Origin of the sequence: Rosistilla carotiformis, from assembly GCF_007753095.1 — a bacterium.
GTDB classification, from domain to species: domain Bacteria; phylum Planctomycetota; class Planctomycetia; order Pirellulales; family Pirellulaceae; genus Rosistilla; species Rosistilla carotiformis.
Window position 1 is genome coordinate 1,792,650 of the sequence record NZ_CP036348.1, and the last position, 21,800, is coordinate 1,814,449.

The following is a 21,800-nucleotide window of genomic DNA, read 5'->3' on the forward strand; positions in this document are numbered from 1 at the left end:
GCATCCGCAAATTGGTGTCCGTATGCTCTTAGCCACTGTTGGACTTCAGCGGTGTTCCGACCGTCGAACTTCTCTCCGTTCGCATACCAATAGGTTTGTTCTTCAGCCGTGAGTCTGAAAGCAATTTTACCATTCGGAAACCAACACGTCGTTTTGATTTCTTGGACTTCACCATTTATCGTCCGTCGCTGCAGTTGTTCAAACGCACGTTTCCCATTTGGATATTTTCCGGTGATAGCGTACGGTTTCGTCAACCAGTTGGAAATCAAGCCCAGGATAATCGCAATTACGCAAATTGCCACGAATAGGCTCCGGAGTGTGAATCGCAAACTCGAACGGTTCATTGCTAGTGGAGGAACGTCCGGATTCACCGGGTCGGGAGAGTAAAGTCAACCATTTGAAAACGCCCGCAAGCCCGACTCCGGTGCAATCCATGGTTATCCGCGATCTTGCGTTACGGGATGACGCGCCCAGTCAGCAAGCCACGATTCGACAGATGGCGAAACCAAGTGAAGCCAATCATAGATATTATTGGACGCATCGGCGTCCACTTTGTAAACGGGGGCTTCGTCTGTGCGGATGTCAAGCACGTATGTGGTAACGCACCCACCCTCGCAGAAGTGAAGCAAGTGGTCGGGCCATTGTGGCCCATCCGGTTCTGATCGGTTCGCGGAACGGTATCTGGAGTTCCAGTCGAGGATAGTGTCGTCGCCAGATGCGATGAGCGGAACAATTCCGTATGCGGGGCCAAATCCTCCGTTTGCAACTTCGGAATACAGCCTTCGGATAAACGAAGGCAAACGCAAGTTGGTTGCCGTCTCGAACTCGGAGACCAAAGCTGGGGCAAGAGGTGGCGGAGGAGCAACTGTAAGATTGGTAACGCAATCAATCGGAGGGAAAACGCTGATACGACGTTGGAGATCAGCAATTGTATCAGCGTTGTTCATCGTTCTGTCGGATAACGATGGCGATATGCGGGCGGCGGGAAACGACTCAGCCACTTCAAAACGGTGGCCACCGCCGCTCCGTATCATCGCTTGGTTATGCGCTTGCTTCCGCGTACGTCTTGTGCAGCATGGTAGCAAAGTCTGAGAACGAATCAGCGACATGAACTAAGTGCCCGAAATCATATTGCTCGTCATCATATTCCCACCGACAAAACGCGTCCTGCGCATTATCGAAGTTGCAATATACCACCGAGCATGGCGACGTAGACGTGTCAAAGCACAACGAATCATTTCCGTCCCCGTGGTGCCAGCAGAGTGAAAATGGTGCGGAGTGGTCGTTTTTTGGGTCTCGATATAGCGCAGCAAAAGGGTAAAATGCTCTTTTGTCGTCAAAAGGTCCGTAGATGGACATGTCTCCCCAGCGGACGAGGTATTGAAGCGATCGATCGATTACACGTGTGTCATTATCACCATACATGCAATCCACTTGCCGTGGCGCAGGTAAATCTGAGTCAAAGTCGTAGAAAGATACGAACCATCCAATCCTTCTAACTGCACCTGCCTTATCTGTAAAATATTGATTTACCGGACTTGCGCCGTGTATGCGTGGGATCGCTGACAGGAAGTCATCGTCAAACCGTAGTCCTGAACCGGTGTCTGTTAAGAGTCGGTTCAATGCCGCAACGTCGAGTGGCTGTACCGTTTCATCTAAGCAATCGATCATTGTGTTACCGCATAACGGTACGCGTAACCGGGCACGCGCGAAAGGTTTTCAACTTCAAAACGCTCGGCTCGCGTGCTCCGGTTCACGCGATGGTTACCCCATGTGTGGGATTCGCGGATAGCGGTTCACCCACAAGTTTACGCAAACGGCAATCGGGGTCGGGAGCGCAAGTATAGCAAACATCGCAACGATCGGAGCCTCCGTCCAGTCAACCTCAGCGAAGAACTGCTTGTCGATCGCCCAGATGAGCCAGAGCCCAAGCAGATGGACGGGAATATAGCCGAGCCAAGTAACGTATGGAACAATGCCAAGGCAAACGCCGAAAAGTGCCGCGTAGAACCCAACACCAATGACGATGATGCCAAACTGTCCGTAGTTCGGAGGCGACTTAAAGGGTGGCGTCATCAAGAGTTCAATTGCCGCAATCAAGACGAGGAAGCCAACCGTGCCGACCAACGCACCACCGAGACATCCGAACGCACTGAGTTGGCCAGCAATTTCAGGTCGGGGTTTAGGGATACGTTGCCGTATTGGTGGCGTATCCCGGTTGGCGTCATCCGATGGAGGCTGGAACGGGTTGTCCGTCATGTCTATGTCAGTCGGGTAACGTATTTCTCACCGGTTGGTCCGGCTGAGAATAGGTTTTATTGTCCTGTTCTCACGGGTTGCCCTGCGAGAACAGTTTTGATTGTACTGCCCATTCTCGCTGGTTGCGCACCCTCATGCAACTGCCGGCACTCCTATGAGTGCCGCCGCGTCGCTCCAGCGAACCTTTTCGGGCGTCTAGGAGCTTCTCGCGATGCGGGCCACGAGCGCCACGAAACCGTTGGGGAGGTACCCGTTCGACGCCTGAGGTGGAAATCAACGCGACGTTCAAGAGGATCGTCCAACGTGCTGGCGTGGAAGGATGGCTCAAGCCGGATTCAAAATTTGCCTGCAGCGCGTGAGGCGGAGTTGCTCGCGATGTGCCCGACAAAGGACGGCTCGAGTGGACTTGTGAATTCGGCACCGATGGCGAGGAAGCAAGAGGCAATGACCAAGCAAGAGTCGTTCGGCCGAGCGGTCCAAGAGGGCGCCTGTGGGGCAACGAAAGATACACCCGCGAAGTGCCGCAAGGAAGCGATCGAGAGCAACAACAGAAGCGAAGCGGATACGAAAAAAGCCCGCAACACGTGAGTGTTTGCGGGCCTTTGATTGCGGGTGATCGTGTCACCAAGTACCGAAGGTGGGACTCGAACCCACACTGGATTGCTCCAACTGGATTTTGAATCCAGCGCGTCTGCCAATTCCGCCACTTCGGCTCAACCTAAATTCTTTCGACCCGCGCCGATGCAAAAGGGGCTCGGCACAGGATCGAATCACGCGCGAGCGATTGTCACAGGCAGGCGACAATCTCTCGGCGTGCAGGAAGTATCTCGCAGGAGACGATTTTTTGCAAGCCACCCTACAAGCCGGCCACAAAAATTATCAGGACGAGGCATCATTTTGTAGCGATTTAACGCTTCCTGACGACCTTGGCAGCGATTCGGATGCGGTAACCGCACTTTGCGTTTTGCATCATGGACAGTAGACTTTCCACATCCGCACTGGCTCCAAAACATGCTAAGGTTCCAGGGCGAGCTGCCTTGCCCGAAGACCTGTGCTGCGGGACGGACGGCTCAATGATCGATAAGACGGATGGGTGGCCGAGTGGTCGAAGGCTCTAGTCTTGAAAACTAGCGTACGGGTAACCGTACCGTGGGTTCGAATCCCACCCCATCCGCTGAAAAGCCACTTGGAAGTTTTCCAAGTGGCTTTTTTCGTGGCGGTCCGCGTCGTTGCGGCGATCACTCGTACTTCTGCGTTTCTTTTCCCGCTTTGTCGACGATCTTGGCATTCCCGTCGGCTCCCCCCAGGACAAACAGCGTCCCGTCGCGGTTGGAGGCCAACGCGTACAGATACCCTTCGGCCACTTTGGCGTTGGTTTCGCGACCGCCATTGTCGGTGCGATAGACGCGGAAGTAGTGGTCTCCGCTGACGAAGCCGACGCGGTCATCGCGGCCGACGTAGACAAGTCGGGTCAGTTCGCCCGTCAGTCCACCGATCGTTCGCTTCGCCTGTCCCGTCGACACATCCCAGATCTTGACGCTGGAATCGGCCGATGCGCTGGAGAGTTGCCGGTTGTCGACGTTCCAGGCGATCGAGTTGACGTGATGGGTGTGCCCTTCGAGGGTCTTCAGCAACTTTCCTGTCTCGAGATCCCACAGCTTGATCATCCGGTCCGAGCTGCTGGTCGCCAAGGTCTTGCCGTCGGGAGAGAAACGAGCGCACAGAACGGTGTCGGTGTGCGGATTATCAAAATTGCGAACCAGCGATCCGTCGGAAAGATTCCAGATCTGCACCTCGCCGCTACGCGATGGTTCGCCGCCGCCCGTCACCAACCACTTGCCAGTCGGGTCGATATCGACAGTCAACACGCGGTCCGAAAACGGACTCTCGCCGGTAGGCGAACCGATCATCCGATCTTGGCCCCACAGCTTCTCCGGCAAGCGATACGCTTTCACTTTACCGTTGTCACCTCGAATCAAGACGCTCTGCGAGCCCGCGGCGACCAATTCGCCTCCCTTGTCCAGTGCCGTGATCCAATCTCCCGCAGCGGTCCACAGATTCCACTGTCCCGACGCGCTCGATTGCGTCACAAGGAACTTGCCGTCAGCCAAAACCGCCAGTGCCTTGTCGGCGGCCAGCGATTGATCCTGAGCTCCCTTCGCCGCCGCTTCGTGTTTCTTGCGCTGCTCCTGCTCGGCCTTCGCCGCCGCAACGAGCTTGGTTTGCGAAGCGACTTCCTCTGTCGACTCCGCGGCACGCTTGGCCGCTCGCGATTTGGACTCTTCGGACAGCGAGACTGCCGACTCGGCTTTCTGCAGAGCCTCCGCTTTCGCCTCTGCTTCCTTCTTCGCTTTCTCCGCGGCATCAGCCGCTGCCTTGACCGCTGCGGCCAGCGCGGCATCGTCTGGGATCGCCTTCAGTTCGGCAGCTGCCGCGGTTTTAGCAGCCGCTTCTGCAGCGATCTTGGCCGCAATCGCAGCCACTTTGGCCTCTTGGTCCGCTTTCTGTTTTGCGATCGCCGCTGCAGCAGCCTTCATTTCGTCGAGCTTCTTTTTCATCTCAGCCTCGACCGCCGCGATCTCCGTTTGCATGGCGGTCATCTTCGTCGCAACCTCCGCCGCTGCGGCCGCGACCGTCTCTTTCTCTTTGACCATCGCCGGCGCTGCGGCATCCAATTGCTGGATCTTTGCCGCCAAAGCGACTCGCTTCTCCATCATCGCTTTCTGCTTGGCCTGTTCGGCTACCAATGCTGCCTGTGCTGCGTCGGCGGCCTTTTTCGTATCCTCCGCCGGCTTCTTCGCTTCATCGCGAGCCTTCGCCTTGGCCGCCACATCGGCTTCCGAATTGGTGAGGTTGGTTTTTTCTGCCGTCTCGTTGGTCTGCGCGGTCTTTAATTCCGCTTCCGTCGCGGCAACCAATCGCTCGCCAACCAAGACGGTCCAATTCGCTTGAGCATAAGCCTCGGCTTGGACCGGATCGAACTTCGGAGATTCCGCCAACTTGCCCGATGCGATGTCAAACAGTCCAAACACTCCCGAATCGAGCGTCGTCCACAGCCCTGCACCGTCGCGCGTCGGCGATACAAACTTCGCGGCCGCGGGTAATTGTTTCGTCTCTTTGATCTTTGTTTCCGCAGCATGCCATGCGGCGATCTTCCCCGCTGCATCGACCGCCATCAAAACGGCTGCCCCTTCGATTGGCACAACAAGATGCAATACCGGCTTGTCTCCCATCGATTCGGTGACCGCTTTGAAGGACTCTCCCTCGGCAACCCAGAACGTGACACCACCACTCTCGTCGCCGGTGACCAGACGGCCGTTGCGATCCCAGGCCATCGAAGCGATTTGTTTTTCGGAGGTCAACGTCACGGCTTCCGCCGCATCGGACTTCACGATCCGCAGTTCTTGTTGCCACGCGATCGCAGCGGTCTTGCCGTCGACAGCAATCGCTGCCACCACGGCGGGAGCCGCGTCGCCAGCAAACGCCTCGGGCAATGCGATCTTTTGATTCCACTGCCACGCCTCGGATCCAATCGCCGCGACTTGCACATCGCCCTGCTTTGTAAAGTTGGCAACCTGAGTTCCTGTGCGATCGATCGCCAACGACAAACTGGCCGCCGGATCGAAGCTTGGCAACGCAATCGCTTGCGGAGGGTTCATCGTCCACGTTTTCACGTTTCGGAAACCGGCCGAGACCAAGCGGTTGTCGACTGGCGAGAAGGCGAGGTCTTGGACAAAATCGAGGTGCGGCGGAGTCGGCTTGCCCGCTTCGTCGACGCTCGACAACTCAGCGATCGGTGTCGAAGAGCTTTTACCAAAAACGCGGATTTGATTGCCAAAGCTGGCTGCCGCTAGACGACCGTCGCCCGACATCGTCGACGCGTAGACGGTACGCAGATGCGCGGGCAATGCTTGCCATTCGTATTTCACCATGCCTGGATTGGCAACGTCGACCTTCGCGCCTTGATCGATCCAACGCTTCAACAACGCCAACTCCATCGGATTCAGCGGTGCCGCGCCAACTTCGTTGTCTTCCGGCGGCATGATCGGTTCATCGATGTGAGCGGCCAGGGCAAACAATCGACTGGTGTCTGATTTTCCCGCGACCAACAGCTCGTCGCTGTCGCTGGCCAACATTTTTTCGACCGATTCCAGATTCACACCGCTCTCGTCCCGACTGGCATTGTGACACGCGACGCAGTTCTTCTTTAAGACCGGGAAGATGTCGGTGCTGTATTTGACCTCGCGGTCCTCCGGTAATTCAGCAACCGGCAACTGTGCCGACGCGGTGAGCCCCGAAATGCATGGATAGGTCAAAACCAGCGTGCAGATTGCACGAGCAAAGCGTCTGTTCATAGCGTTTGAGTGTGCTGAGGAAGCTGAGGCGGGGAAGGGTCGTGCTGTCGATTCACGATCGACCGACAGGAAACATTCTAGTCGACGGCGCCGGTTGGGTCTGCATTATGACACTGAAAAGTTATCGGGCCGGCGGAATCATCGTACCCGTGGCGTCGCCGTCAATTCCGAGCTGAAAAAACGGGCAATCGAGCTGGCGATACCTTCTATTGCGGCGAAGGTGATTCAGGGAAAAACATCGCGTCGACCGAGACTTGCCCCTGTTCGGAATAAAAACGTGTCAAAAGTTGCTGTAACTGGCGGTTCGAAAGTTTTCCAGCTGCCGCATCGGCGAACCACTGCGGATGATCCGATTTCAGATTCGCCAGAACCTCCGTCAACCGAGCTGCCTCTTCGGGGGGAGCCTTCGCTGGCACGCCTTGAGCGGTCACCAAGGTCATCGCATCGCTGAACGCCTCGGCCTGCGTGTCGGCGATTGCATCCAAGTTCTCGACGATCGTCGCCACGCGTCCGGCCACGACCAGATCGATCGCCGGGCTGACATCGTTGACTTGGGCAAGTGCTGCCCGAACCCAGCTGTAGTCGCTGCTCAGTTCGGCCAGTTGCTGCCGCAACCGCTGCGCCGAGGTCTCGTGCATTTGGAACTCCCGTTCGGAGATCCTTCGGGCGAATTGATCGTAGACGGCTTCGCGAATCTGATTGTCGGGAGCGTACATCGGGGGCCGGGCGCCGACGATTTGCAGGTCGGGCGAAAACAGCGGGCCGCTGGGAGAAAGGAATTCGGTCATCGTCAGCCCCAGCGATTCCAAATTCTCGCCGCAGCGATCGTTGATCGGTCGTTCGACCAACGGAAACAGCTGCTCCCACGACACGCCCGCCTCCTGGGCGCACAACGCCAAGAATCCGGCGCAATAGGTGCGCACGGCATCGTCGGGGCGGTCGACAATCCCGCGTTGCTCGTGAACCAACGCGGTGTTAAAGGTCAGATCAAATTCGGAGGTTCGACCGGCCAGCTTCGCTGCGACGCGTCCCATGGCTGCCGCCGATTTGGGATCGCGATGACGCAACACGACCCAGTGCAGGCTGGTCGAGACAAATTCGTCGGCAGTATCGGCTTCGATTTTGGTGCCGGTTTCCGGAAGATCGACGATCACGATTCGGCGAATGCCCGCGTTGTCGGTCACCTCTGCAGCGATTCCTACATGTGTGAATAAGCCCGGGGAAAGATCGGTGAAGCGATTGTAAGGCGATGGATTGCGTTGCAAGACCCAATCGCCAGCTTGGATTTCCACAGGCCCCCAGCGGAACGTTGCGCCTTGGACGCCGTGTTCCGCTAGGCTGGCGAGCCACGGCATCAGTTCGATCCGCAGTTGTTGATCTTCGACCGACAGTGATTGCGTTTTCATCTGTTCGAGTTCGGCCAACAATTCCGCCGGCGTCAGGCGATTGGAATCGGTCAACGAGGCTTGGGAGATCCCGATCGTTCGCAGCGTATTCAACAGATGCAAACGCAGCGCATCGGGCGTGTGAGGCCAACGCAACAATTCGTATAGCGACGCGGTGGCATCGATCTCGTGAGTCGATTGGATCAGACGCACCAACTGCATTCGCGTGGCATGATCAAACGGCTGCACCTTGCTGGTTGCCGGGGGCTGAGCCAAGACGAACGCAATTGCTGGAGCGACGATCCCCACTTGATACTGTTGCGCCAGGCCGATCAGTCGGGCGACATCGCGCCGCGGCAGGCGGCGTACTGTCTGGCGAGTGTGTTCTCGCGTCGCGAACCGCAAGCGTCCCGAGAAGTCGACCCAGGCGGAGATTGTTTTTAAGAAGGTGGCCGCCGCCGGGCGGGCCTCGGGGGAATCGGCGGAAGCCCCGATCGGACCACTCAGTTTCCAAAGCGCATCGACACGTTGCCGCGTGGCGGCATTGAGTGCGAAGATCTGCTGTGCTTTCGCCAACAGCGACGACGCATCATCGTCGGCATCGAACTCGACAGCATCCCACTGTGTCTCCAGGACCGCGGTCAGGTGCTCCTGAAGCGCTGAGGGATCGGTCTGCAGCAACGACTGCCAATTGGCAGGCACCTCGGGCAACACCAGATCGCGCGCCGCAGCAAACGGGCCGAACCAAGCAACACTCAGCAAAGCAAAGGTGAAAATCGGAAACGATCGGCGCGACCGGTCGTCGGTAGGAACAGATTTCATGGGCGGAGCGCATTCGCGGGGGGAGATCCAAAGCATCATTACCGTCTATGCTAATCCGCCCGCGCCGAGGATTCTTGGTTCTGGCGAGGGAACACGATCGGCAAACAACGTTTCTGCGTTTTATACGGCCTTCAATCGGGAGTCTTGCCGACTTTCTCGCTTCCGACCAGACATCCGTCTGGTTGTCGCGGACGACTGGCTAGGAAAGGGGGGCACGAGCCCAGGCGTGATGCCTATCGCGTCCGACGCCTAGAAAACCGGACTCGACGCCGCGAGCGTGTCGACGGCGAAATTCTTCGTCAGGGCACCCGTCGACTCGAAACCGGATCGGGTATACTAAACGGTTCAGCCGGGGTGAGATCGTCGGCCTCGAAGACCACAGAAATGGAGACAATCCCACGATGCGTAATTTAATCATGATGGCGGTGATGGTCGCGACGACGGCGGTTGCCGTTGGTGCGGATGAACCGCAGGAAAGCAGCGAAGCCACAGCTCAAGCGGCGACCGGCGAGATGCAGATCGCGACCTTTGGCGCCGGGTGCTTCTGGTGCGTCGAAGCGGTTTTTCAGCGGCTCGAAGGGGTTGAGAAGATCGTCTCGGGCTACATGGGAGGCAAGGTTCCTCACCCCACCTACAAGATGGTCTGCACGGGGCGCACCGGCCACGCCGAGGTTTGCCAGATCACGTATGATCCGACCAAGGTCAGCTTCGATACTTTGTTGGAAGTGTTTTGGAAAACGCATGACCCCACGACTCGAAACCGTCAGGGAAATGACGTCGGCACGCAATATCGCAGCGTGATCTTCTATCACAACGATGAGCAGAAAGAGTTGGCGACGAACTACAAGCACAAACTGAACAAAGCGAATGCGTTTCCCGGTGGTCCCGCAGTCACGGAGATCAGCGCCGCGGAGGTCTTTTACCCCGCCGAAGACTATCACCAGAACTACTTCAACCAGAATCCTGGCCAAGGCTATTGTCAGTTTGTTGTCGCTCCCAAGGTGAAAAAGTTCCAAGCGATCTTCGGCGACAAAGCGAAGAAGGAATAAGAGCGCGCGCCGCTTTGGCGTCGTCGGCGAGGGGCGGTTCCAAAACGGAACCGCCCGCTGGATCGAAGGCTATCTCACATCTGCGGCAAACCGACAGCGTCCGTTGCGAATGCGGCGGACGCTCGCCCTGCGGCGGGAAGCTCAGTAACCGAGACCTGGGCCGTTAAGCAATCCCGTTTCGACGGTGCCGTCGGTGATCTCGAACATCCCTGGGAACTTCTTTTCCCAGCCTTCGTTCCCGGCCGGGCAATACTGCCGACCGTTTCCTTCGATCGCGGCCACGGTGGGAATGTGAGCGGCAAGCGATGCAGAGTGCAAGAAGTTGGCACCGATGCAGGTGAGATCCTGGACACACAGGAACAGCTTATAGTGTTGCGCCGCGGCTCCCATCAGTAATGCTTCGGCGTGTCCCTTGCAGGCTTTCAACGCGATCCCGCTGTAACCTAGTTCTCGCGAGAGGTGCAGACTTTCAAGATCGACCAACGATTCGTCGATCACCACGGGCAACATCTTCGTCACCTCGTGCATCGTGTTTTCGGGGAATCGTGCCAGATCGCGATGCGTCGGTTGTTCGACGTATTGAATCCGCCCGTTGGCATCGTCGCTCACCTTGGCGACGCCTTGGAGCATATCGATCACATACTGTTGATTGGCACAGCGTTCATTGAAATCAAGCGAGAACCGCCAATCGGTCTTCGCCCCGCGGGAACTCTCACTGGCCACGCGGCTGACCCGCGCGACGCGGTCGATGTCCCAATCAAGATCGTCGCCTGCAAGCTTGATTTTTAGATGGGTCAGCCCATCGGCTTCGATCCATGCTGCGAGGGTTTCGGGATGTCCATCGCCGACCGCTTGATCGACGTCGGCATCGGTCAACGGATCCAACGCCCCGACCAGATGATAGATCGGCATACTTGCTTGCGGCTGTGGGCTGACGAATTCATCCAGATAGCGCCCGGCGAAATCATTTCCCAGATAAGGCTGCAGATCCGAATCGACATAATCTTTGCCGAGCAATCGATAGCTGCTGGTTCCCAACGCCTTGCCCTGGGCGTCGAACAACGCAGCTTCCAGCGGGCTGGCGGCCAGCAGGCAGGCCAGTTGCGGCATCGCTTCGTCCAATCCCGCCTCCTGGGTCACCTCTGCAGCGATCGGCCGCAACAGTTTCGCCAGCGTGTGGCAGATTTCCAGTGGATGCCCTTCAACCTTTGCTTCCAAAGCCGCCGCGGCATGACGTTGAGCGAGCGTTTCGATCGCAGCCAAGGTCTGGTCCGAAGAGACAACTTGGCTTGGCCAGGACCAAGCATTTCCCATCGTCATCGAACCGAGCCCCTCGGCGCGGCGTCCGCTCTTGGTTTCCACCGTGCAGCGGACCTCCAAGACATCGACCCCCGAGACGACACGGCCGCCGAATTTCATCGGCGTGCGATAGGGATGTTTGGAGATGTTGGTTTGAAGGTCGCAGATTCGAATATTGGAAAGCATGAGCGGTCAGCGGTGGGATGGAGAAAGGGAAGGGTGAGAGGGAGGACGCGTGCGTTGCCAACGCCTGATAAATTAAGTCGTGGACGAGGTCACGAGTCCCCGAAATTCAGTAGTGGACGAGGTTACGAGTCCCCTGAGTTTATGAAGCGCACGAAGTCACCCGTACCACGCGTCCACGACGCTTGCCCCAGTGCATCGGTCGCACAGGCACTAGCCTTGAACGATCGAATTCGTCAACGTGCCAATCCCGGCAATGGAGATTCGAACCACGTCACCGGCAGCCAACGTAAAGTCGCTGCCGGGAACGATTCCGGTGCCGGTCATCAGGAAGACGCCGTTGGGGAAGCTGTTGTCGCGGCCCAACCAACTGGCCAAGTCTTCAAAGCTGCGGGCCATCTGTGCGGCGTCGGTCGCTTGTTCAAACACAACATCGTCGCCGCGTTGGATTTGCAGATCGATCGTCATCTGTTCGCGCGGCGGCATGTCGCTGCTCAACGTGATCCAGGGTCCTAGACCGGCACATTGGTCGTAGACTTTGGCTTGAGGCAGGTACAGTGGATTTTCGCCTTCGATGTCGCGAGAGCTCATGTCGTTACCGATCGTATAGCCAACGATCTGCATCCGACTGTTCAGCACCAACGTCACCTCGGGTTCGGGCACATTCCAGGTCGCGTCGGTTCGAATCCGCAATTCCTGTCCCTCGCCACGCACGCGGTGCGGTGTCGCTTTGAGGAACAACTCGGGGCGATCGGCGACATAGACGCGGTCATAACAGGACGCTGCCGCTTCGGATTCTTCCATCCGCGCTGTTTGGCTGCGTTTGTAAGTGACCCCAGCGGCCCAAACTTCCTGGCGGTCGATCGGTGGCAACAACTGCACGTTGTCCAACGAATGCGGATCGCGTTTGGGAAGATAATCGACCGCCGCGGGAATGTCTTTGGCGTCCAACAGATCCGACAACGCTTCGAATTTTCCAGCGGAAAGATCGAGTGCTTGGATCGAATCGCCCTCGACAATGCCTGCCGCGACGAGCCCATTGGGTTGCTTGAATTTTGCGAGTTTCATGAGCGTTAGGATAGCACTTGGGGGTGGCGTTTGGGAGATGGGAAGGTTGGCAACGCAGTGCCGGGTCGAAATCGATCGCGAGCACCGCCATGCAACGACACTTAAGAATCCGACTTAAGCGCCGCCGGAATCACGTCGGCCGGCAAGCTTTCGCGAACGATTAGATCGATGATCGTCGGGAAATAAAGGATTGCCGAATAGTGATTTGCCGGGACGATCACATGATGTTCGGCGGAGATTTTTGCGGCTTTGGCCAAAGCCATGGCATTGGCGAACGGCACCACCTTGTCCTCCGAACCGGTGAACATCCAAGTCTGCTCAGGAGTTAAACGGTGCGCGATCCGCAGCGGTTCAACTTGCTGGACCAGTTGCTTCAGTTTGTCACCGGAGTAGCCAGCATCGGCAAGCTTTTGCCGCATTTTGGCCGCTTCGTTGGTGCCATTGACCAGCAGGCTGTGAAAATCGCCACCGGCTAACGTGATGTAGACCTTATCAAATCCGCCGTCCAAGCTACCAGCCAGCGCCGCGACAAAACCGCCCAGACTTGTTCCTTGCAATCCGATATAGCTTGTGTCGACGTCGGGCAAAACGGCGATGGCATCGCGACCGCGGCGGACATCCACCACCGCTTGCCGCATCGTCGTGACCACATCTTGATTCTCCGGTTTGATCGATCGGTCGCGGCGATCGCCATAGTGGGGCAAGTGGATCAAGAACGCATGCACGCCGTACAACGATAGGGTCTTCGCAACTAAGCGGCCCACCGTCATACCCGATCCCGATTCGTGCGCAACCAGTACGGCGGGCCGATGCAGTACGTTGCCATCTTTATCTTTGGCGACATACCATTTCATGGTCACCCGGTCATTGATCGGGTTGCCGGTATCAAGAGGTGACGGGAATCGGACGCTCCGCAGCGTCGCGTCGTCGCTTTCTAATTGGACGTCAAACGCGGCGTTCTGCCAGGCAAAACCGCGTAAGCAGTCCGCGGCGTCGGGGCTGGGATCGTCCAACGCGGCCAACGAATCCCGCGCGGGAAAGGTCTTCTGCGAGCCGACTTCCTGGGCACTCGCCAACGTCGTCATCAATGACATCGCAAACGTAATCGCGATCCGAACCGGTCCCAGCATCTAACCTTCTCCCGCTTTGATATTTCGGCGCCAAAAAACGAAGCTATCGATTGCGCCGCAGCACAAGATTAGCGTCGGGCAGGGTCGGCTGCCAGCGGTTGCGCGACATGCAGATCGTTCAAGCTTCGATTGGAATCTTTCAGCAAGGCTTGCAGTTTAACCGATGCGTGGGGTTCGTTGTTGAGTTCTTTGCCAGGAGCACTCCCCCAGACGATTTGCTTGCCGTTCTTCATGACGAGGTTCAACAACTGCGGCCGCTCGTCGTGCGGCGCACGTTGGGTGATCGTGATCGCTTCGATTCCCAAGGATTCCCGATACGGGGATAGAAGCATGGCCAATAATGCCGCATCGGCCACCTTGGTGTCACCAAACTTCGATCCCACACCGCTGATGGGATAGGTATCGCGTTGGACGATGATGTGGATGTAATTGAGCGTGTCGGCGCGGGAGAAATCATCGGTGGGCAACAGCACACTATGGCCATCCACTGGAAAAAACGACATCCCATCGACCTCCGGATGCCGGCTGACGACTTTGACCATCGCCACGGGGCGGCGGTAGGCGACGTGGACGTCGACATTTCCGGTCGAGGTCTTTTGCACTCGGCGAACACTTTCAACCCAAGGACTGGTGGCAAATGCGTTGGCAATCTGCGCGGTCGCTTGCAAATCCATCAACGAGACCTTCGTCAAGTCGGTCGCTCGAAAGACCGATTCGATCACATTCGAACGAATGTAGTCGGGTGGCGGAGAAATCTGAACCTGTTCAATGTTCAACGCGTTGTAGCGACGGTTGATTTGGTCGGCACCCCAACGATGCCACGCCAGATAGCCTCCCGTCACAAGCAGCACCGGCCAAAGAAACGCCAGTGCGGCGGGAGCCTTGATCGCGCCTCTGACAGCACTACCGAAGGTCGATCGGCTAGGGGCCGGCGCTGTCGGCTTTGCTGGTTTTTGCTTCTTTCCGCCCATCCGCCATTTCCGTTCGCACTGAGATCGATGATCGCCAACGCTACCAGATTTTAAGATTCATTTGCAAGTCGATCCCGGTCTGTAACGAAACCTTGTCGCGAACAATGTCGATCAACGCTAGCACGTCGTCACTACTCGCACCGTCGCTGGCGACCAGATATTTGGGGCGCAGCGGGTCCAAACTGACCGCGCCTTGCCGAATCCCCTTCATCCCGGCCTGTTCGATCAAATCCGAAGCGGTGGCGCCATCGGGATCGATGAAAGGCGTAATCACCCGCGGTTCATCGCGCGGTCGCTCGCTGCGTCGCACGATCCACAGCTTCTGCATTCGCTTGGTTAATTCGATCGGATCGCCCGCTTCCAATTGAAAACTGGCCGACAGCACGATCGAATCGCCAAGATCGCTGTGACGATATGAAAACTGCAGTTCGTCGCGGTTACGCGTGCTGATCTCGCCGGACAGCGATAGCAATTCGACCGATTCGGTGCACTGCCCGATATCGCTCCCTCCGGCGCTGGCGTTCCCTTGCAAAGCACCCCCCACGGTTCCGGGAATGCCGATCAAATGCCCCAAGCCCGCCAGACCTTTGCCAACGGCCATCGTGACCACATGCGACAACCGAGCTCCGCCACCGGCGGTCAATTGAGTTTCCTCGACGCGGATTTCTCCCAGCGAAGCCGCCGAAAGCGATAATACCAGTCCGGGAAAGCCCGATTCGCGGACCAAAAGATTCGAACCGCCGCCGAGCACGCGAATGGGGATTTCCGCTGCGTGCGCCGCGCGAACCAAGTCGACCAGCTCCTCGCGCGTGGTGGGTTCTGCGAAATAGCAGGCTGGTCCACCAATCCGCAGCCAGGTGTAGGGGGCTAACGGTTCGTCGTTGCAAATCAGATGCTGCAGGTGTTCAGGAAAACTCATCGATTATTTTCTGCCATTCACAAGAGAAACCACGCAGGGAAAGCTGCTAATGTCGCACATCTAGCCCTGCTTCGACAAGCCGAGACGGTTGCAAAAGCGAGCAATCCGCCCCCGCGGGTGCCGCAAAAGGAGCTGGAGATTTAAAACCGTCCGCTCCTCGATCGCTTGCAGGCTGCGTGCCGACGCCACGACAAAATGCGCTACGGCCGATAGAATGAAAACGGTCCCAGCGTAGGCGGCTCTCAAATCGACTTTCTCCCAATCCAGCTACCTCACCCTATAATGATCGGCATGGTTATTCTCGCAAACTCTATCAGCATCGTCGCACAATCGGCCGAGGTCGCTAGCGAGTCGGGGGCGGCGTCGCACGTCGCCGTGATCGTCGGCATCACTTTGGCTGCCTTTCTGTTGGTCTGCCTGGGGATGGCGGTCGGTGTGATGTTTGGGCGGCGACCGATCAGCGGCAGCTGTGGCGGGCTGGGCAACGTCACCAACGAAACGGGCGAGAAGAGTTGTGCGTTGTGCCAAAACCCGAGCGAAGCGTGCAAAGAGCTTCGCAATCGGATGACGCCCGCCGACGAAGCTTCGAAGCACGAAGCGGCGACTTAACGCATCATCGCCGGTTCTTCTTGGCCATCGGGAACTAGCGGGATCGCGATCTCCAGTGGCGCATCTTCGGGGGCAATCAAATCCGAAAAGGTCACGCTGACCGGTTCGACAGCGTTGACGGGAAATGGCACGCTGGCGACGCGGTCGCGCGAATCGATCTCTTTGGCGTGTTCCAGCAAGATCCGGCGGACTTCCAGAATCGCCGCCGGTTTGGTGTGAATCTCGGTGTGCTGGGCTTCGACAAAAATCTGTGAAACGGCATCGGGCAGTTCGGCGCTTTCTCGTTCCACGACGCCATCGCTGTTTGTCTTGATCCGGCCGATCAAGCTTTTGCTGGAGACCAATCCGACGACGTTGTGATATTTCACCGGCGACTTCTTCTGGGCCCGCATCATCACCGGGAAGATTGGCGAATCGGGGGCCAACGAATCGATCGACGTGTTGGTCGTCAGCAGCTGGGTGTCGCGGAAGTAATCGGGATTGTCGCGGATCAATCGCGTGCTGATGTTGGTCAGGAAGGCGGGCAGTTTGATGAACTGCCGTCCCAGCCACTGCGTGGTGCTGTTGGAATAATCACTCCCTTGGTGCGGCGTTCCGATCGTGATCACGCGGCTGACCGAAGGGTTGGGACGGAAGAAGAGCGTGCTCGCCAGGCGGGCTTGGTCTTCGTCGCTGGCATTGAGTTCGTCGATCGATTTTTCGCTGACGATCTTCCAGAAGTCGTTGCCGCTGTCGAGCGTCTGCAGACGGCTGACCAATCCGCCCATGCTGTGTCCGACCAGCACCATCTGCTCCATCGTTTTGGCATCGTGGCCATGATATTGTTGGTCGATCGTCTCCTGCAGATCTTTCATGTCTTTCCGCATCTGGACGGCGCTGATCCAAAACGGCTGCCCTGTCGGATACAGATAGAACCAGAATTGATAGCGTTCTCGGACCTCGGGAAAGCTGCGCAGGTCGTTGAACATGTCCATCCACGTCATCGGGCTCGACCACAGTCCATGCACCATCGTCACCGGAATCCGCTTGGGATCGTAGGCTTCGAGCATGAACAGACCCTGTTTGTTCTGTACCTTGGTCGGTTTCAATAGCCCCAGGGTGGCGATGTCTTTATCATGAAACTGTTTGTTGTCCAAGAAGTAGGCCAGCGGCGTCGTGATGTCGGTTTCCAGCGGAATCGTACGGCCGGCAAACTCGGTCCGCGACCGTCGCATCGGGTTGTAGAAAACCAGTTCACATTGCGGTTCGGGCTTGCCATCGGGGCCCACCGCGCCCGTCCAACTGCACTGCAGCAGCGCCGTGCAGGCGAAGCTGAGCATGTCGGGATAATACTTTTCCATCGGTGCGGCATTGTTCGCCTGCTTGCGAATCGCGATCAGCGGGACGCCCAAACCGTACGTGGTGTGGCGGTTGTTGAGTGTTTTGATCTCGTAGTCGCTAGCGAATTCAAAGTGATCGAATTCGGCAAAGTCCTGCTTGTCCCAATGGTCATCCAGCCGTGTTTTGATCGTGAAGTGCTTGTCTCCCGAACTCAACTGATACGTCTTGCCCGGTTGTAACTGGCCATCGGCATGCAACACCCGCAGCGTATCTTCGAGGGCTTGGTTGTAGAGATCGCATGCGCCGCGGAATTGGGGATCGTAGGGATTGCGGTTATCGGCGACCGTGGGTGAAAACAGATAGGCATAACTGCTTGCAAGTGCTCGCTGGAAGTAGTGCAACGCCTCGACAGCTTGCCCGTCGTGCTTGGCCTGCTGTCCTTGGATGTACGCCAGTTCGGCAACCGCATACAAACGTTCGCTCTCTTGCGATTGTTCGTCTTGGGTGCACAGCGACAGCAGCGCGGCGTTGGGATCTTTTTTGTATTCGTCGCTCAGATCGTAACGTTCCAGCAATTGGCTGGTTCGCAGCGATTCCTGGGGGCCGCGATTGGAGACGAGCGCCAGCGAAGCGGTCAGCGGATTTTCGCGCGTGTTCCGTTTTTGGATATAGCTGGTCGTGGCACAACCGGGCAGCCAAATCAACCAGAGCGCAGCGACCAGCCCGATCGCAAGAGCGCGATTCGAATCGGTCGAAACTACCCTGACTTCTCGCCGCATCCGTTGGGCCTTTGATCCTTCCGCAGGAAAACAGCGGCGACACTAGAAAATTTTGCCCCTCCGTGTCAACGCGACTCGCAAAAACACAGCCTTCAAATGTCGGAACGTCCATTTGACGACAGGGTGCCACTGGCTCTGCCAGTGTTGTGTTGCCGAGGTCCCAGCCTTGGCATAACCCAAAGCCACTACCAAAGTCCGGAAACCGAGGGCCGTGTTTGGAAGCTCAAAGTTCGCTCTGTCACCAACCGTTTAACCGTGTTGGAAAACGTTCCGATCATGAGGTGCTAGCTGCTTCGATCGGAAAGCACTGGCAAAGCCAGTGGCACACGACGACAGAGTGGATCCGAGTTTGCCGATGGAGCACAACTTTGCTTGTAGCATTTGGTGACAGGGTGCCACTGGCTCTGCCAGTGTTGTGTTGCCGAAGTCCCTGCGTTGGCATAACCCATTGTCACTACCAATGTCCGGGAACCGGAGGGCCGTGTTTGGAAGCTCAAAGCTCGCTCCGTCACCAAACGTTTAACCGTGTTGGAAAACGTTCCGATCATGAGAGTCTTGCTGCTTCGATCGGAAAGCACTGGCAAAGCCAGTGGCACACGACGACAGAGTGGATCCGAGTTTGCCGATGGAGCCCCAACTTTGCTTGTGGCATTTGGTGACAGGGTGCCACTGGCTCTGTCGGTGTTGTGTTGCCGAAGTCCCAGCTTTGGCATAACCCAAAGCCACTACCAATGTCCGGAAACCGGAGGGCCGTGTTTGGAAGCTCAAAGCTCGCTCCGTCACCAACCGTTTAACCGTGTTGGAAAACGTTACGATCATGAGGTGCTAGCTGCTTCGATCGGTAAGCACTGGCAAAGCCAGTGGCACACGACGACAGAGTGGATCCGAGTTTGCCGATGGAGCCCCAACTTTGCTTGTGGCATTTGGTGACAGGGTGCCACTGGCTCTGCCAGTGTTGTGTTACCGAAGTCCCAGCTTTGGCATAACCCAATGCCACTACCAAAGTCCGGAAACCGAGGGCCGTGTTTGGAAGCTCGAAGCTCGCTCCGCCATCAACCGTTTAACCGTGTTGGAAAACGTTCCGATCATGAGGTGCTAGCTGCTTCGATCGGAAAGCACTGGCAAAGCCAGTGGCACACGACGACAGAGTGGATCCGAGTTTGCCGATGGAGCCCCTATTTTGCTTGTGGCATTTGGTGACAGGGTGCCACTGGCTCTGCCAGTGTTTTGTTGCCGAAGTCCCAGCTTTGGCATAACCCATTGTCACTACCAATGTCCGGGAATCGGAGGGCACGTCTGGAAGCTCAGCTCGAGCCGTCACTGGACGTTTGGCACATTTCAAAACGGTTCCATCATGGGAGTCTTGCTGCTTCGATCGGAGAGCACTGGCGCAGACAGTGGCACACGAATAGGCCGACCGATCGCGTCGCAGAGCGGTTCGCTTCCAGCGACGATGCGGAAAACTCGTTGTTTCGTGTTTTCCGGGAATGCTGCGACTTATGAATTCGCGTATGCACGAGGCCTTGCCAGGTTATGGAGCCGACTGCCCCAGTTTGTCGAGGACGGACGGTTCGAGATAGCGGATGTGGACAACGCTCATCAATTTGCCCGGCCGAGGCCCTTGGCGCCTTTGGATCTCCATCTCTTGTTCATCTCCGGCTGCGGTGCCGACGGCGCGCGTGCCGCTGGCCGGTTCGTAGAACGCGATCGTCAACAACCCCAGTTGTTCGCTGTAGCCTTGGCGGCTGGCAAGGGAATCCTTGGCGTCGACCACCTCGAACAACCGCACCTTGCCCCGTTTGCCGGTCTGCGTAGTGAAGCCAAAAACTTCCCAAGCTGGAGCGCGGCCACGCACCTCTTCGCCGTTAGGGTCGAGAAAACGATGACCGGCTTCATCGAGGCTCGCGACGGGCATGCCCCACAATTCGGTGGCAAGTCCCTTTTCGGCAACCTTGAGCGTCGTATCGAGTCCGTCGACGAGAACCTTCACCAGCACCAGATCTCCGCTGTGGTTCTCCAAGCGAATGCGATAGTTGTCCCCTGGCTTTAATCCAACGTAGCAATCGTTGTCGACAAAGACAGGCGTCAGTGTTTGCGATCCCACTTTGATCTTCACGTTCAGCTTGTCGGTGAACTCGGGATCTGACAGCGGATGCGGTTGATCGATCTTCTGGTCCAAGCGATCGACCACCGTGGCTGGGACCTCTCCCGTGGTGGTCCCCGCGACCGAACGGGCATTGGTCAAGACAACCGCGCGGTCCTCCGGTTTGACCACCACGCTTTGCCCCATCATCGCCCATTCTCCTTCGCTCATCTCCGCGGTTCCGCCGGTGATACCGATCAAATCGCCCGAGACGGCCTCTTTCAATTCGCACTGCAACCGCACGATCGGCCCCTTGCGACCGCGAATCGAACCCAACGCGATCATCCTCATTTGATCGGCTTCTTCAGCGAGGTTTTCGACGCGTTGTGCTGAGGCCAGATCCGCCAGTTTGAATCCCCCTTGGGCTCGCAACGCCTCACGCAAACGATTGCGATCGACGACGCGAAAGTCGGTGTCTTGGCTTAACAGCGTGAGATTGCGTTCGACTTCATCGCCGCAGTATTTCCCCAACAAACCAAAGTTGCCTCCCAACACCTCTTCCAACTGGCTGTCGTCGGAAAACTCCAACACCCCGACCTTCTCCAAACGATGTTCTTCCATCAGATTGGCCAGATGCTCTGCCATGTTGGCCAGTAGTTTCTTCATCTCTTGAGGGCGAAGCTTGACAATCGCTGGCACGCCCACCACCCGTGGCCCGATGATCCGAACGGGAGTTTGGGCGCGCGAAAAACTGGCTTCGGCAGTGTGCCGGACGCGACGATCGACATAACGATGCAATTCGTCGATATCGACGCGACCATCGCTGTCTCGGTCCGCATGCCCCTTCAACCCTTCGGTCAACCAATAACTGTACAGCGAGCGTTGCTTTCCATACCACAACTGACTCTTCTCATCCGATTTGCAGCTGGCCAGTGTGACAACGCCGGCAACCGACTTAAATTGGTTGCCAATCACATCGGCGGACATCATGGTTGCATCATCGACGGCATTCTTTTCCGACCCGGCATGACACGAATCGATAATCAACAACTTAAAATCGGCTTTGCATTTCCCAATTTCGTCGCGTAACCAGTCGACCGACAGACCCGTCTCTACAGCGTTTTGAGGATCAAAATCTAAGGGTGCAAGGTACATCTTTCCATCAGCAGATTGAAAACCATGACCGCTGAAATAGACCATGATCGTGTCTTCCGGCTTAGGGCCGGCGAGCCATTTCGGCAATCGCTTCTTTAACGTTTGAATGCGCGGTTGAGAATCCGCATCGGCCTGTTCATCGGTCAATTCGAGCAGGTGACGCGTTTGATAGCCACCGTAGCTGCTCAAGGTCTCGCTGAGTTGCCGAACATCATTGACGGTGAATTGCAACGGAACGACTCTCTCATACGCCTCGGCTCCGATCAATACGGCCCATTGGTTCCCCGTCGCTTCCGCGGCTGGCGCCGGCGTCACCGAGAAGGTTGCACTAACTGTGCAAAGGATCCAAGTCGCGATCGTGAGGGATGAAAAACGAAGGTTGCAATATCTTGTGTTCGTCATGAGAGTATTTCT

At 57.1% G+C, this 21,800-nt stretch carries 13 protein-coding genes and 2 tRNA genes; 3 read left to right on the forward strand and 12 right to left on the reverse strand.

Annotation, left to right across the window (positions count from 1 at the left end):
- Window positions 1–437: 437 nt before the first annotated feature.
- The 3 genes from Poly24_RS27820 to Poly24_RS06710 all read right to left on the reverse strand — a co-directional run bounded on the left by Poly24_RS27820 (window position 438) and on the right by Poly24_RS06710 (window position 2,972).
- A complete protein-coding gene (locus tag Poly24_RS27820) occupies window positions 438–1,109 on the reverse strand; it encodes an SMI1/KNR4 family protein (RefSeq protein WP_391556906.1) in 672 nt (223 codons plus the stop codon).
- 655 nt (window positions 1,110–1,764) lie between these two features.
- Window positions 1,765–2,259 carry a hypothetical protein gene (locus tag Poly24_RS06705; RefSeq protein ID WP_145092250.1) on the reverse strand — a complete coding sequence of 165 codons (495 nt, stop codon included), beginning with the start codon at window positions 2,257–2,259 and terminating at the stop codon, window positions 1,765–1,767.
- 629 nt (window positions 2,260–2,888) lie between these two features.
- Window positions 2,889–2,972: transfer RNA gene (locus tag Poly24_RS06710), tRNA-Leu, on the reverse strand.
- 374 nt (window positions 2,973–3,346) lie between these two features.
- On the opposite strand from Poly24_RS06710, the gene Poly24_RS06715 reads away from it, so the two are divergent.
- Window positions 3,347–3,433: transfer RNA gene (locus tag Poly24_RS06715), tRNA-Ser, on the forward strand.
- Between the two features lie 64 nt (window positions 3,434–3,497).
- Here Poly24_RS06715 and Poly24_RS06720 read toward each other — a convergent pair.
- Window positions 3,498–6,614, reverse strand: coding sequence for a WD40 domain-containing protein (locus tag Poly24_RS06720; RefSeq protein WP_145092261.1), 3,117 nt, complete (start codon window positions 6,612–6,614; stop codon window positions 3,498–3,500).
- 206 nt (window positions 6,615–6,820) lie between these two features.
- Window positions 6,821–8,821, reverse strand: coding sequence for a hypothetical protein (locus tag Poly24_RS06725; RefSeq protein ID WP_145092264.1), 2,001 nt, complete (start codon window positions 8,819–8,821; stop codon window positions 6,821–6,823).
- 401 nt (window positions 8,822–9,222) lie between these two features.
- Here Poly24_RS06725 and msrA point away from each other — a divergent pair, with 401 nt between their 5' ends.
- Window positions 9,223–9,870 (forward strand): peptide-methionine (S)-S-oxide reductase MsrA, encoded by a 648-nt coding sequence (gene msrA / locus Poly24_RS06730; RefSeq protein ID WP_231753498.1) that lies wholly within the window; start codon window positions 9,223–9,225, stop codon window positions 9,868–9,870.
- A gap of 141 nt (window positions 9,871–10,011) precedes the next feature.
- Here the strand turns inward: msrA and Poly24_RS06735 are convergent, their stop codons facing one another.
- The 5 genes from Poly24_RS06735 to murB all read right to left on the reverse strand — a co-directional run bounded on the left by Poly24_RS06735 (window position 10,012) and on the right by murB (window position 15,440).
- Complete coding sequence (locus Poly24_RS06735) at window positions 10,012–11,355, reverse strand: mandelate racemase/muconate lactonizing enzyme family protein (protein ID WP_145092267.1); 1,344 nt, start codon at window positions 11,353–11,355, stop codon at window positions 10,012–10,014.
- A 210-nt stretch (window positions 11,356–11,565) separates the two neighbouring features.
- On the reverse strand, window positions 11,566–12,420 hold the full coding sequence (locus Poly24_RS06740; protein ID WP_145092270.1) for a fumarylacetoacetate hydrolase family protein: 855 nt from the start codon (window positions 12,418–12,420) through the stop codon (window positions 11,566–11,568).
- A gap of 101 nt (window positions 12,421–12,521) precedes the next feature.
- Window positions 12,522–13,550, reverse strand: coding sequence for an alpha/beta hydrolase family protein (locus Poly24_RS06745; RefSeq protein ID WP_145092273.1), 1,029 nt, complete (start codon window positions 13,548–13,550; stop codon window positions 12,522–12,524).
- Window positions 13,551–13,618: 68 nt separating this feature from the next.
- On the reverse strand, window positions 13,619–14,521 hold the full coding sequence (locus tag Poly24_RS06750) for a cell division protein FtsQ/DivIB (RefSeq protein ID WP_145092276.1): 903 nt from the start codon (window positions 14,519–14,521) through the stop codon (window positions 13,619–13,621).
- Between the two features lie 40 nt (window positions 14,522–14,561).
- The gene (gene murB, locus Poly24_RS06755; RefSeq protein WP_145092279.1) at window positions 14,562–15,440 is read right to left on the reverse strand and encodes a UDP-N-acetylmuramate dehydrogenase; all 879 of its coding nucleotides are present in this window, start codon (window positions 15,438–15,440) and stop codon (window positions 14,562–14,564) included.
- Window positions 15,441–15,731: 291 nt separating this feature from the next.
- Here murB and nqrM point away from each other — a divergent pair, with 291 nt between their 5' ends.
- Window positions 15,732–16,049, forward strand: a complete 318-nt coding sequence (nqrM, locus tag Poly24_RS06760) for a (Na+)-NQR maturation NqrM (RefSeq protein WP_145092282.1) — start codon at window positions 15,732–15,734, stop codon at window positions 16,047–16,049.
- On the opposite strand, the gene Poly24_RS06765 is transcribed toward nqrM, so the two are convergent.
- The gene (locus Poly24_RS06765) at window positions 16,046–18,148 is read right to left on the reverse strand and encodes an esterase/lipase family protein (protein WP_145092285.1); all 2,103 of its coding nucleotides are present in this window, start codon (window positions 18,146–18,148) and stop codon (window positions 16,046–16,048) included. The genes nqrM and Poly24_RS06765 overlap by 4 nt on opposite strands.
- 1,531 nt (window positions 18,149–19,679) lie before the next feature.
- A complete protein-coding gene (locus Poly24_RS06770) occupies window positions 19,680–21,701 on the reverse strand; it encodes a caspase family protein (protein ID WP_449314250.1) in 2,022 nt (673 codons plus the stop codon).
- Between the last annotated feature and the right edge of the window lie 99 nt (window positions 21,702–21,800).